The organism is Denitrobaculum tricleocarpae (assembly GCF_007004665.1).
Taxonomy (GTDB): domain Bacteria; phylum Pseudomonadota; class Alphaproteobacteria; order Kiloniellales; family Kiloniellaceae; genus Denitrobaculum; species Denitrobaculum tricleocarpae.
Genome location: NZ_ML660067.1, coordinates 28,684 through 42,069, shown reverse-complemented (window position 1 = coordinate 42,069; position 13,386 = coordinate 28,684). Strand labels below are relative to the sequence as shown.

11 protein-coding genes are annotated in these 13,386 nt (G+C 60.2%); 8 read left to right on the top strand and 3 right to left on the bottom strand.

The features are described from left to right. Window positions 1-14: 14 nt before the first annotated feature. The 3 genes from FKG95_RS27660 to FKG95_RS27650 all read left to right on the top strand — a co-directional run bounded on the left by FKG95_RS27660 (window position 15) and on the right by FKG95_RS27650 (window position 6,141). On the top strand, window positions 15-2,021 hold the full coding sequence (locus FKG95_RS27660) for an acetyl-CoA carboxylase biotin carboxylase subunit (RefSeq protein ID WP_142899707.1): 2,007 nt from the start codon (window positions 15-17) through the stop codon (window positions 2,019-2,021). After that, entirely contained in the window at window positions 2,018-4,153 is a 2,136-nt protein-coding gene (gene scpA / locus FKG95_RS27655; RefSeq protein ID WP_142899706.1) for a methylmalonyl-CoA mutase, read from the top strand. The genes FKG95_RS27660 and scpA overlap by 4 nt, the downstream gene beginning before the upstream one ends. A 65-nt stretch (window positions 4,154-4,218) precedes the next feature. Then, complete coding sequence (locus FKG95_RS27650) at window positions 4,219-6,141, top strand: propionyl-CoA synthetase (protein ID WP_142899705.1); 1,923 nt, start codon at window positions 4,219-4,221, stop codon at window positions 6,139-6,141. 66 nt (window positions 6,142-6,207) lie between these two features. On the opposite strand, the gene FKG95_RS27645 is transcribed toward FKG95_RS27650, so the two are convergent. Continuing rightward, window positions 6,208-6,570, bottom strand: coding sequence for a hypothetical protein (locus FKG95_RS27645; protein WP_142899704.1), 363 nt, complete (start codon window positions 6,568-6,570; stop codon window positions 6,208-6,210). A gap of 217 nt (window positions 6,571-6,787) precedes the next feature. On the opposite strand from FKG95_RS27645, the gene gndA reads away from it, so the two are divergent. From gndA to FKG95_RS27630, 3 genes are all read left to right on the top strand, one after another. Then, complete coding sequence (gene gndA, locus FKG95_RS27640) at window positions 6,788-8,212, top strand: NADP-dependent phosphogluconate dehydrogenase (protein ID WP_142899703.1); 1,425 nt, start codon at window positions 6,788-6,790, stop codon at window positions 8,210-8,212. 74 nt (window positions 8,213-8,286) lie between these two features. Then, complete coding sequence (locus tag FKG95_RS27635; RefSeq protein ID WP_142899702.1) at window positions 8,287-8,787, top strand: DUF427 domain-containing protein; 501 nt, start codon at window positions 8,287-8,289, stop codon at window positions 8,785-8,787. Beyond that, window positions 8,787-9,383, top strand: a complete 597-nt coding sequence (locus tag FKG95_RS27630; RefSeq protein ID WP_142899701.1) for a histidine phosphatase family protein — start codon at window positions 8,787-8,789, stop codon at window positions 9,381-9,383. The genes FKG95_RS27635 and FKG95_RS27630 overlap by 1 nt, the downstream gene beginning before the upstream one ends. A 60-nt stretch (window positions 9,384-9,443) precedes the next feature. Here FKG95_RS27630 and FKG95_RS27625 read toward each other — a convergent pair whose 3' ends face one another. After that, on the bottom strand, window positions 9,444-9,761 hold the full coding sequence (locus FKG95_RS27625) for a hypothetical protein (RefSeq protein WP_142899700.1): 318 nt from the start codon (window positions 9,759-9,761) through the stop codon (window positions 9,444-9,446). 185 nt (window positions 9,762-9,946) lie between these two features. On the opposite strand from FKG95_RS27625, the gene FKG95_RS27620 reads away from it, so the two are divergent. Both FKG95_RS27620 and FKG95_RS27615 read left to right on the top strand, forming a co-directional pair. After that, a complete protein-coding gene (locus tag FKG95_RS27620) occupies window positions 9,947-11,506 on the top strand; it encodes a WG repeat-containing protein (protein WP_142899699.1) in 1,560 nt (519 codons plus the stop codon). 87 nt (window positions 11,507-11,593) lie between these two features. After that, entirely contained in the window at window positions 11,594-12,073 is a 480-nt protein-coding gene (locus tag FKG95_RS27615) for a TspO/MBR family protein (RefSeq protein ID WP_142899698.1), read from the top strand. A 10-nt stretch (window positions 12,074-12,083) separates the two neighbouring features. Here FKG95_RS27615 and FKG95_RS27610 read toward each other — a convergent pair whose 3' ends face one another. After that, on the bottom strand, window positions 12,084-13,025 hold the full coding sequence (locus FKG95_RS27610; RefSeq protein ID WP_142899697.1) for an IS110 family RNA-guided transposase: 942 nt from the start codon (window positions 13,023-13,025) through the stop codon (window positions 12,084-12,086). Window positions 13,026-13,386 lie beyond the last annotated feature (361 nt).

The window sequence follows — 13,386 nt, the reverse complement described above, 5'->3', positions numbered from 1 at the left end:
ATTGGGGAGCGCGTATGTTCAAGAAAATACTGGTCGCCAATCGCGGGGAAATCGCTTGCCGGGTCTTTAAGACCGCCAAGCGCCTGGGCATCGGCACTGTCGCAGTCTACTCCGATGCGGACAAGTCGGCCCTGCATGTGGAGATGGCCGATGAAGCGGTGCATATCGGACCCGCTGCCGCCGCCGAAAGCTACCTGATCATCGACAAGATCATCGATGCCTGCAAAGAGACCGGCGCCGACGCGGTTCATCCGGGCTATGGTTTCCTCTCCGAGCGCCGCGAGTTCGCCGAGCGCCTGAAAGCCGAGGGCATCACCTTTATCGGCCCGCCGCCCAATGCCATCGAAGCCATGGGCGACAAGATCACTTCGAAGAAGATCGCCGCCGAAGCTGATGTTTCGACCGTGCCCGGGCATATGGGCCTGATCGATGACGCCGAACACGCGATTAAGATCGCTTCAGAGATCGGCTATCCGGTGATGATCAAGGCCTCTGCCGGCGGCGGCGGCAAGGGCATGCGGATCGCCTGGAACGATGATGAAGCCCGCGAAGGCTTCGAACGTTCCAAGTCCGAGGCGGCCTCCAGCTTTGGCGACGATCGGATCTTTATCGAGAAGTTCGTCACCGAACCCCGGCATATCGAGATCCAGGTCCTGGCCGATCAGCACGGCAACTGCCTCTACGTCGGCGAGCGCGAGTGTTCGATCCAGCGGCGGAACCAGAAGGTGGTGGAGGAGGCGCCATCCCCCTTCCTCGACGAGGCCACGCGTAGGGCCATGGGCGAGCAGTCCGTCGCTCTGGCCAAGGCGGTTGGCTATCACTCCGCCGGAACCGTGGAATTCATCGCCGACAAGGACCGGAACTTTTATTTTCTGGAGATGAATACCCGCCTGCAGGTCGAGCATCCGGTGAGCGAGCTGATCACCGGTATCGATCTTGTGGAGCAGATGATCCGCGTGGCGGCGGGCGAGAAACTGGCCTTGCGCCAGGATGACATCAAGTTGAACGGCTGGGCCGTCGAAAGCCGGCTCTATGCCGAGGACCCTTATCGAAACTTCCTGCCTTCGATCGGCCGCCTGACGGGTTATCAGCCGCCGGAGGAGGAAGCGACAGAGACGCTCGCAATCCGGAACGATACGGGTGTGGTCGAGGGTTCAGAGATTTCCATGTTCTACGATCCGATGATCGCAAAGCTCTGCACCTGGGCGCCGACCCGGATCGAAGCGGTAGATGCCATGTCCGATGCGCTGGATCAGTTCGTGGTGGAGGGTGTCGGGAACAACCTGCCATTCCTCTCCGCGCTGATGGATCATCCGCGCTGGCGGGAGGGACGTCTGACCACGGGCTTCATCGCGGAGGAGTATCCCGAGGGTTTTGAAGGCGTCACGCCTGATGCGGGGACCGAAGCGCGGCTGAGCGCCTGCGTGACAGTGCTGGATCACATCGTGGCGAAACGTCGTGCCCAGATCTCCGGCGCCCGTTTCCAAAGGGGACTCGAGGGCGATAGCGCCAGACGCGTTGTCTGCTTCGATGAAAAGCGCACCTCGGTGGAGCTTGAGGAAAGCGCCGGCGGTTATCGGGTCTCTCTCGCGGCTGGACCTGAACTTTCCGTTGAAACCGAGTGGCGGCCGGGTCTGCCGGTCGCGGAGATGATGATCGATGGCAAAGCCTTCTGGTTCAAGGTTGCACCGATCCCTGGCGGCTACCGGCTGCGCCACCGCGGCGTGGATTGCAGGCTTCAGGTGCTGACGCCGCGTCTGGCCGAACTGATGGATCGCATGCCGCGCAAGGAGGCGCCGGATACGTCGAATCTGCTGCTCTGCCCCATGCCGGGCCTGGTGATAAATCTCCAGGTCAGCGAGGGGGACAAGGTCGAGGAAGGGCAACCCCTGGCCATTGTCGAAGCCATGAAGATGGAAAACGTCCTGCGGGCGGAAAAGTCGGCGGTGGTTGAGAAAATTCTGGTGAGCGTCGGTGACAGTCTCGCTGTTGACGCGGTCATGATGGAGTTTGCGGCATGAGCAAGAACCTTGAGGACTGGAAAACGCTGGCGTCGAAGGAACTCAAGGGCGGCGACCCTGCGTCGCTCGAGAAAAAGACACCGGACGGCCTGCTGCGGAAACCGCTCTACACCGCCGCCGATGTGCCGGGCGACGCCGCGGCCGAAATGCCCGGTGTCGCGCCCTTTACGCGGGGCGTGAAAGCAACGATGTACGCGGGACGGCCCTGGACCATCCGTCAATACGCCGGCTTTTCCACCGCGGAGGAATCCAACGCTTTTTACCGTAAGAATCTGGCCGCGGGACAGAAGGGGCTTTCCGTTGCCTTCGATCTGGCAACCCACCGGGGCTATGACTCCGATCATCCGCGCGTGGTTGGAGATGTGGGCAAGGCCGGGGTTGCGATCGATAGCGTCGAGGACATGAAAATCCTCTTCGACGGCATTCCCCTGGACCAGATGTCGGTCTCCATGACCATGAACGGCGCCGTGATCCCGGTTCTGGCCATGTTCATCGTCGCGGGCGAGGAACAGGGCGTGGACCGCTCCCAGCTTTCGGGCACCATCCAGAACGATATCCTGAAAGAGTTCATGGTGCGGAACACCTACATCTATCCGCCCGCGCCCTCCATGCGCATTATCTCCGATATTATCGTCTATACCGCGCAGGAGATGCCGAAGTTCAACTCCATCTCGATCTCCGGTTACCATATGCAGGAGGCGGGCTCGACCCTGGCGCAGGAGCTGGCCTTTACGCTCGCCGACGGCATGGAATATGTCCGCGCCGCCATGTCGCGCGGACTGGATGTGGATGCCTTTGCCGGTCGGTTGTCCTTCTTCTTCTGCATCGGTATGGATTTCTTCATGGAGGTCGCCAAGCTGCGGGCCGCGCGCCAGCTCTGGGCAAAGATCATGACCGACTTCGGGGCCAAGTCGGAGCGCTCGAAAATGCTGCGCACGCATTGTCAGACTTCGGGTGTGTCCCTGACCGAACAGGATCCCTACAACAACGTCGTGCGCACGGCCTTTGAGGCCATGGCAGCGGTTCTGGGCGGCACCCAGTCCCTCCACACCAATTCCTTCGATGAGGCCATTGCCCTGCCGACCGAGTTTTCGGCGCGCATCGCCCGCAACACCCAGCTTATTCTGCAGCATGAGACCGGCGTGACAGACGTGGTCGATCCGCTCGGCGGTTCCTACTATATCGAGCGACTGACCCAGGATCTCGTCGACGAAGCCTGGTCCATGATCCAGGAGGTCGAGGCGCTGGGCGGTATGACAAAGGCCGTGGAGCAGGGCCTGCCGAAAATGCGCATCGAGGAGGCCGCTGCCAAGCGGCAGGCCAGTGTCGATCAGCGCGAGACCGTCGTGGTCGGGGTGAATAAGTACACGCTGGAGAACGAACCGCCGGTCGATATTCTCGACATCGATAACGTCAAGGTGCGCGACGCGCAGATCGCCCGTCTGGAGAAGATCAAAAAGACCCGGAACCCTGCCGCCTGTAAGGCAGCGCTGGATGCTTTGGAGGCCGCCGCCGAATCCGGCGAGGGCAACCTGCTGGAGTTCGCCGTCACGGCAGCCAAGGCGCGCGCGACTTTGGGCGAAATCTCCAGCGCCATGGAACGCGCCTTTGAGCGCCACAAAGCCACAACACGAGTGATCGCCGGCGTGTACAACGATGCCTATTCCGGCGATGTCGAGTATGAGGCCCTTCAGCGCCGGATCCTGGACTATGCCGAGAGCCTGGGCCGCAAGCCCCACATTCTGCTCGCGAAAATGGGCCAGGACGGACATGACCGGGGCGCCAAGGTGATCGCCACCGCCTTCGCGGACATGGGCTTTACGGTAGATCTCTCGGATATGTTCGAGACTCCGCAAGAGGTGGCCAACCGGGCTATTGAACTGAAGGCGGACGTTGTCGGCGTCTCGTCGCTGGCCGCGGGACACAAGACGCTGATTCCCGAACTGATCGGGGATCTGAAGGCGAAGGGCGCCGAAGACATCACCGTGGTCTGCGGGGGAGTGATCCCTGAGCAGGATTATGACTTCCTGCGCGCAGCGGGTGTCGCTGATATCTTTGGTCCCGGCACCAATGTAATTGAGGCCGCCAACGCAGTCCTGGGCTGCTTGACGGGCGAAAGACGAAATCGCTGATCAAAGCCTGTGCGGTTGCGCTTACGCGTGCCGGGCTTTGAGCGGTGAAAAAAAGGGAGGGTCGAATGACGAATAGATCGAAGTACCAGGAAACCTACGCCAGCTGGAAGTCCGACCCGGAGGCCTTCTGGGAAGCCTGCGCGAAGGAACTCGACTGGTTCGAGCCCTGGAGCCGTGCATTCGATCCTGAAGCTGCGGTCTATGGTCAATGGTTCCCGGATGCGACCTGCAACACCTGCCACAACGCCGTTGACCGACATGTTCAGTCCGGCCGGGCAGACCAGCTCGCGATCGTCCACGACAGCGCCATGACCGGGAGCAAACGCAGCGTCACCTACGCGGAACTGCAGGCCGAGGTCGAGGCGCTCGCCGCTGTGCTCAAGGACCGGGACGTCGGCAAAGGCGACCGCGTCATCATTTACATGCCCATGGTGCTGGAAGCGGCGGTGGCCATGCTCGCCTGCGCGCGCCTGGGAGCCGTGCATTCGGTTGTCTTCGGCGGCTTCGCGGCCAACGAACTTGCGACCCGGATCGAGGACTGCACGCCAAAAGCCATCATCTCCGCCTCTTGCGGTCTGGAACCCGGACGAACTGTCGCCTACAAGCCGCTACTGGATGCCGCTATTGACATGGTCGAGCAAAAGCCGGGCTCTTGCATTGTTCTGCAGCGCGAGCAACTGGTTTGCGAGCTGATCGAGGGACGGGACCTGGATTATAAGACCGCCGTCGAAGCGCATAAGGCCAGCGGCACTAAGGTACCCTGTACCCCGGTCAAAGCGACCGATCCGCTTTACATCCTCTACACCTCCGGCACGACCGGTCAGCCCAAGGGGGTGGTCCGCGACAACGGCGGGCATATGGTGGCCCTGCACTGGACGATGAACGCCATCTACGGCGTCGACGCGGGCGAGGTCTTCTGGGCGGCTTCGGATGTGGGTTGGGTGGTCGGGCATTCCTACATCGTTTACGCGCCGCTGCTGAAGGGCTGCACCAGCATTCTCTTCGAGGGCAAGCCGGTCGGCACACCGGACGCCGGCACCTTCTGGCGCGTGATCGACGAGCATAAGGTTGCGGCCCTTTTCACGGCGCCGACAGCCTTTCGGGCGATCAAGAAAGAAGATCCCTCGGGTAGCCTGATCGCCAACTATGACATTTCGACCCTGCGCACGCTGTTCCTGGCGGGTGAACGCGCCGACCCCGACACCATCGAGTGGGCGCAGGAGAAACTGCAGGTGCCGGTCATCGATCACTGGTGGCAGACGGAAACCGGCTGGACCATCGCGGGCAATCCGGTGGGACTGGGCGCGTTGCCGGTCAAACTGGGTTCGCCGACCGTGCCCATGCCCGGCTATGACGTGCAGGTACTCGACGACGAGGGCCATCCGGTGCCGACCGGAACCCTCGGCAACATCGTGGTCAGGCTGCCCCTGCCGCCTTCCTGCCTGCCGACGCTCTGGAACGCGGACGACCGCTTCAAGGACGCGTACTTGAGCGAGTTCCCCGGCTACTACAAGACCGCCGACGCGGGCATGATGGACGAAGACGGTTATCTCTTCATCATGTCCCGCACCGACGACATCATTAACGTGGCCGGGCACCGGCTTTCGACCGGCGGCATCGAAGAAGCCATTGCCGGGCACCCCGCGGTTGCAGAATGCGCCGTGGTCGGTGTGGAAGATGCTCTGAAAGGACAGATTCCGGTCGGATTTCTGATCCTGAGCGCCGATGTCGACCGCGATACGGCAGATATTGAAAAAGAGGTGGTTCAGCGGGTGCGCGAGGTCATCGGTCCGGTGGCGGCGTTCAAGCTGGCGATTTGCGTGGAGCGTCTGCCGAAAACCCGTTCCGGAAAGATTCTGCGTGGTACCATGCAGAAGATCGCCGACGGCGCGGAGTGGAAGATGCCGGCCACCATCGACGACCCCACGGTGCTTTCCGAGATTTCCGAGACGCTCAAGGCGCGCGGGATCGGGTCCTTCGCACCCTGACCAGAGTTTGTCAGGCGTCGGTTTTTCTACGCCGTGTTTTTGGAGAATGAGGGAAGGTGAAGGCCTTCAGTCTTGAGCGCTGTTGCGCATCGTTCCTGGCCGCATGGCGACCGCGAAGAAACCCGAGGCCGCTGGCGGGACGGCTATGAATAGCGTCGCCGCGATGCAGACCAGGAGCCGGAACAACCTTTTTCGCGGCCGCGCTATCGGCTGAAAGTCGGCAAGGATCGTGGCTGCCTGTTCAGCCTGAGAGGCAGGGACTTGTATTTCGATCCCGCCGAAGGCGTGCGTTTTGCTCCAGGTTACACAGACGGTGTGCCAGGGGTGTCTGGTAACCAGGATACCGGCGGACTCGAGAAGCGCGGCGGCCATGGCGGCTTCCGGTACGCCGTAGGCATAGCCGACCGTCGTCAGATTGGGTCTTCTCACTTGCCGGGGAGTCCTACTCGAAATCTGGCGAGGTAAGGTCTTTTTGCTGAGGCGAAGATAGCCTTGGACAAAGCCACTGTCGATAGAACCTTGCGCCGTGATCTCCCGGATCGATCGCTTTGGGCGCAGAGTTCTCTCTTTCGATGGACGCGGTGGCCTCCAGTAATTAGTTTGTGCTCCTCGATAGCATTTTACAGCAGCAAACATCAGGGGCAGTATGGTACTCGGTGACAGTGAGCTTGCCGGGATCGGTCTGATCGGTCTCGGCACCATGGGGGCGAGTCTCGCTCTCAATATCGCGGAAAAAGGCTTCAAAATAGCCGTCTTCAACCGCACGACGGAGACCACCCGGAAGTTCCACGCCGAAGCCGGAGACCTGGCCGCACAGGTCGTGCCCTGCGAGAGCCTTGAAGACTTCGTCGCGGCCATCAAACCCCCGCGTTCCGTCATCATCATGCTGCCGGCCGGCGACATCCTGGATCAGCAGATTGGCGTTCTGCGCGGCATGCTGGACGCCGATGATCTGATCATCGATGCAGGCAACGCCAACTTCCATGACACCAACCGCCGAACCAAAGAGGCCAAGGCGGCGGGCGTGCCCTATCTCGGCATCGGCGTCTCCGGTGGTGAAGAGGGTGCCCGCCATGGTCCTTCCATCATGGGCGGCGGCGCACGCAGCGCCTGGGACCGGGTTTCGCATATCCTGGAAGCGATCTCCGCCAAACACGAAGGGCAGGCCTGCGCCCAGTGGATGGGCGAGGGCGGCTCCGGGCACTTCGTGAAATCGGTGCACAACGGTATCGAATATGCCGACATGCAGATGATCGCCGAGGTCTACGGCATCATGCGCGACGGGTTCGGCATGGAGGCGGCGCAGATCGGCGAGGTTTTCGCGCGCTGGAACGAAGGACCGCTGAAATCCTATCTGATTGAAATCTCCGCCGAGGTGTCGCGCTGCAGCGATGCCAAGAGCGGCAGGCCGCTGCTCGATATCATCCTGGACCGGGCCGGTCAGAAGGGTACCGGGCGCTGGACCGCGGTTGAAGCCCTGCATCTGGCGGCACCGGCAACGGTGATCGAGGCTGCGGTTGCCGCGCGCAATCTGTCCTCCAGGCTCGATGAGCGCAAAGCAGGCGAGAGCCTTTTCGGGGCGGCACCAACGGCGCTGGATCTGGACGCGCTCAGGATCGACGCGCTCGAGCAGGCCCTGATCGCGGGCAAGATCGTCTGCTATGCACAGGGCTTCGGGCTGCTCTCCTCTGCTTCGGAAGCCTATGATTGGTCGCTGCCCCTGCCCGATGTTGCGCGGGTCTGGCGCGCAGGCTGCATCATCCGCTCGACCATGCTGAACGACATGGCCGATGCCTTGACGCAGAACCCGGCGCTGAACCTCATGTTCTCGGATTTCTTTGCCGCGCTCCTGCGGGACAACGAAAAGGCCCTGCGCGAAGTGGTGGCTGTTTCGGCCAAGTCGGGTTTGCCTGCGCCCGCGCTCTCGGCGGCACTTGCCTATTTTGACATGATGCGCACAGGCCGTTCGACGGCCAATATGATCCAGGCCCAGCGGGACTTTTTCGGCGCACACAGTTTTGAGCGTTTTGACGAGCCCGGGGCGCATCACGGGCCCTGGCACAAGAGCTGATCCTTGCCGAAAACCTGATCCGGCGCGGTCCTTGCGACGTATGTTTTATGACGTCTGAAAATGAAGGTGCCGCTATGTTCAAAAGACCCCTGCGTGTCGTGCCGGGACCAGGTCAGGAATCTGTTTGGGATTACCCGCGGCCGCCGCGGATCGAAAAGGTGACGGACCGGCTCATTGTTACCTTTGCCGGGCAGACTGTCGCGGAGACCACCGAGGGTTACAGGGTGCTCGAAACCAGCCATCCGCCGGTCTACTATTTCCCGCCGGATAATGTGCGCGAGGATTTTCTGGTGCCGGAAGCGGGGCGTTCCTTCTGTGAATTCAAAGGGCCGGCCAACTATTGGTCGCTTGAGGTTGGCGAGGCGCGCTCTCAACAGGCGGCCTGGAACTATCCGGAGACCACTCAGCCCTTCCGCAAAATCCAGGGCTTTTATGCTTTCTATGCCTCGCGTGTCGAAGCCTGCTGGGTCGGCGACGAGCAGGTCCAGTCCCAGGAAGGCGATTTCTACGGCGGCTGGATTACCGGCAACATCGTCGGCCCCTTCAAAGGCGCGCCGGGTACCCGGGGATGGTGATGCTCGGTAACACGCTACTGCGCGGCGCCGGGAAACTCGGTCTGGCATTCGGCCTTCTGCTTGCGGTCCTGCCCCGTGACGCCGCCGTGGCCGACGACGAAGCCCTCCTGCGGTCCGTGGCTGCGGAGGGGCATATCGTGATCATGCGCCACGCCCTGGCGCCGGGAACCGGGGACCCCGGCAATTTCGCGCTGCGGGACTGCAGCACGCAAAGAAATCTCAGTGACACGGGCCGGGCACAGGCCGAACGGATCGGTGCGCGCCTGCGCGACGCAGGCCTCGGCTCCGCGCGGGTGCTCTCAAGTCAGTGGTGCCGCTGTCTGGAGACTGCCGAGCTTTTGGGGTTGGGACCGGTGGAAGAGCTGGAGCCCCTCAATTCCTTCTTCCGCCAGCGCGAGAAACAACCTGCTGCAACACAGGCGCTCAAAGACTGGCTGGCCGCTCAGCCCTCCGGGGAACCGCTGGTTCTCGTGACGCATCAGGTCAACATCACCGCGCTGACCAGCGTCTTTCCCCAATCGGGAGAGATGATCGTCCTGGAGCAGTCCGATGTGGGCGGTGGCCTTTCTGTCGTTGGGAGAGTTCAGACGGACTGAGCTGTTCGCTTCCTTGCCGGAAAGCTGTGATATTGAATGCTGACGCTACTTGATTGGCGTTTACTTCCGGCGTCTTAAGACGCAAAGTGCCACCAGGCAAAACACCAGGGCTGAGATACCGAAGCCGCTACCTGTTCTGTAGAAACTGGCGTAACCAAGAATGTTCATCAAGTCTAACGCTGCCGCAAAAAATAAAATTGGCAGCAGCACTTTCAACACCCAGGAAGTCCTCTCACGCTCCACCGCGTCACGACTGTCACGTTCTCGCCTGAACTCCTCAATGACCTTATCCATTTTTGATGAGCCTGTGCCCTGTTGTTCCTCGGGAGCGCCGGACGCACTTTTCCGGGATTTTTCTCTTGGATTTGATGTGTCCATGCGGCGATAGGCTCATGCTTGATATAGGTTAGAAACAACCTAAAGATTTATTTTTAACAAGATATAAACTACCTCGAGGTTCTCTTGCGGGAGAGATTGGCCCCGCCTCGAGAGTCTTGCGCTCCGGGACGCCGGCTTAAGATCCCTGAGTTTTTCATCTCCATAAGTTGAACTGCGAGATCTCGATGCACAGACCAAGCCTGAGGGTCATTTTACTCTCTCTCCTGCTCGTCATGTCATTGGTGCTGGTCCTGATGCCGGCGCGGGACGACAGGCCGGAAAGGGTCGTTGTCGACTGCGGCGGCGCTTCTGGTCTCTGCGGTTACGTGCTGCACAGAAGCAAGACAGAGGTGATCCCGCAGCGCTATGAGCGCGCAATGCCGTTCAGCGAAGGTCTCGCTGCGGTCCTTGTCGACGGCCGTTTCGGCTACATCGATCTCAATGGCGAGATGGTTTTAGAGCCTAGGTTTGATCTTGCCGGTGCGTTTGAGCACGGCCTCGCCGAAGTTCTCATGGGAGAGCATACCGGCGTCATCAACCGTAAGGGCGAGGTCGTCGTCGCGCCGAAATTCGCGCGCTCTATACCCTTCACGGAAGATGTTGTGCTTGTTCGCGAGGGAGAGTGGGCAGACAGCAGGGCGCCGGCCAAAGCCGTGCTGAAGAGAGATGCGCTCCTAAGCGGCAACATGGGTTTGTATCGCACTGGGGAATACCAAGAGGAAGGCTGGATTACGAAGCCGCACTTTACCTTCAGTTTTTTTGCCCATGCCGGAGAAGGTTACGGGCTGATTTGGGCCCAGGTTAGTAATACACGCGGTGCCCTGTTCGGCCTCATGCGCGCCGACGGCAGTTGGCAAGTCGAACCGGCTTATACGATGGTGCAGAGGCTGAATGCTGGACGCGCTGTGGTCAGAATGGGACCTTGGCCCTCCAAAGAGCGCTATAGAGCTGCAGGTACGAAGTTACATCTGATGGCGGGCTATGCAGGCGCGGTGGATGAAAACGGCGTCCTGGTTGTTCCAACCGAATACGAATCACTTTCCTATTTCCACACTGGTGGATATGGCTTGGTCCAGCGCGGCGAGCAGTATGGATTTCTGGACCGCTCGGGCCGTCTTCTCGGAGGAAAGTATTTCGACGAAGTTGAACGTCCGACCTATCGACGCCCTCCCAGGGGGCGGATTAACGGAGTCTGGTACGATCTGGAGTCGACGGATGAACCGACCACCTCAGTTGCACAATCTCGGATGACCAAGGTGACGCACGAACTGGTGCCGGCATCTGCGAGCATCGATACAGCCGGCAGCAGGAGAGAGGGGCCGCCGTCAAGCAGCCTCGATTGCCCGGGAGGCGGTAAGATTTTTCGAAGTGGCGAATTCTGGGGGTTCAAGGATCCATCGGGCGAAGAGACCATTGCTGCGACATACCCGGCGATGAATTGCTTTTATGGCGAGAGGGCCTGGGTCCCGATCGAGAGCCGGCAACGCTGGTGCCAGATCGGTTCAGACGGTGCGCTGCTTGAGCAATCCGAATGCCGTGCCGAGCACTATCCCTTTACAGCCCCGCAGCATGTGCCTGAGCGTTTTGACCCCGATCCCTACACCAACAGCGTTCTCTGGACGCGCGCGTTTCTCGAACACGGTGAGGACAATCGAAAGCGGCCACCAAGGGTTATTGGAAAAGGGTCCGACGGCAGCAGGGTGGAAATATCAATCCGTTGCCGGTCCGGATCCCGATGCGATTGATTGAACGCGAGAGCCGCACCAGATACCTTTGATCGAGGTGCAAATGACCGAATCAGGATGACGGTCGAAGACAAGAGAGTACAGGAAATGACACGTCGCGACTGGTTCGGTCTTGCAGGATTTTTTCTGCTGTCGTTTGCCGTATCAGGCGTCGGTGGCGCGATCACGGCGACGTCCGTGGGCAACTGGTATCAGACGCTCGAGAGATCGGTGTTCAGTCCGCCCGACTGGGTTTTCGGGCCGGTCTGGACGACGCTCTTTATCTTCATGGCGATTGCGGCCTGGCGGGTCTGGCGTCAGGAGGCGTCACAGGCACGGAGCCGGGCGCTTGCCGTCTATGGCGTTCAGTTGGCTCTGAATCTCTTGTGGTCGGCTCTGTTTTTCGGGCTGCAGCAGATCGGCTGGTCGCTGGTGGAGATCGTGATCCTGCTGCTCGTCATCGTCGTCAACACAGTGCTTTTCTGGCGCCTGGACCGTTTGGCGGGACTGCTGTTCGTGCCTTACGCCGCATGGGTCGCTTTCGCGACGCTTCTGACCGGTTCTTTGTGGGTGCTGAACAGTCCCTAGAGTATCCGTTTTACTCAAGTGTTTTAAGTTTCCAGTTTCTGTTGGCTCTGATGAGAGCGTTAGCGGTAATGATGAGTTTTCTCATGATGGCTGTTATGGCGAGCTTAGGAGGTTTTCCAGCTTTAATGAGCTGCTGGTATTTCGCTTTGAGGTCGGGATTGAATCTGGTTGCGACGAGAGCGGGCATATAGAGGGTCTGTCTGAGGATTGCGCGTCCGCCCTGAATGTAGGCTTTTCCGCGCCATGCGCCTGATTGGCGTGTGACGGGGGCGAGGCCTGCGAGGCTTGCGGCCTGCTTCTGGTTCAGGGTTCCGAGTTCGGGCATATGAATGAGCATGGCATGCGCGGTTAGCTTTGCGATGCCTGGGATGCTGACCAGGATGTCCCGGCGTTTGGTGCATTCGGGATCGGCGGTGATGATGTCATCGATTGCCTGATCGATCTCGGCTAGGTCTTTGTGGATCTGTTCGAGGCGTGCCTTACACTGCTGCTTGAGGAGGAGAGCCGCGAGGTTTTTTTGCCGGTTCCGGGCTGCGGTTCTGTCTTTGATAAGAGCAGCGCGTGCGGTCTGGAGTTCCTTGAGTTTGGCCAGGGTTTTGTCTGTCGCGGGCTGAGGCTGCAGTTTCAAGGCTTCTCCCATCTGTGCCAATGTGGCGGCGTCAGCCCGGTCGGTTTTGGCCAGCTTTCCGATGGCCTCGGCAAAGCGCCTCGCGCGGCGTGGATTGACCTTGACCAGAGGCAGGCCGGCCTCGCCCAGACGGCTCTCAAGCTGTCCATGGTAGCGGCCCGTAGGTTCGTAGACGATACGGGCAAGCGGCGTATCTGCGAGCCACTTGATGAGGGCCTTGTGGCCGGCTTTGCAGTTGGCGAACTGCCTGGTGGTGCCATCAGCCAGGCGGTGGGTATCGAGATGGTCTTTGGAAATGTCGATGCCGATGGTAGTCTGTATCATCTTTTCCATGTCCTATGCTTGTCATTCGGGCCGAATTGCCCGGGTATCCGTTCAGGCCTGATGGAAAAGACGGGGGAGATCATACTCTAAGACGGCCCGTTAAACGGCCTGCAGATCTCCGATCCAACCCCCGCCGCTGAGAGAGGGCGGCAACCCTCTCCCAGCGGGACATAATGGCCTGAAAAACGATAAAAAGCATAAGACAAGCAGATCCGGTTTAGATGGAATCGCCTTCGGCGATCCTTCGTACCGGTGAATCTGCTCTTATTATATGATGTAGAGCGGGTTCACATTTTTTAGCGAAAACACAGAGCGTTTCCGTTAAAACATGACGCGCTCTAGCGCGCGTCGCGTTCAACCG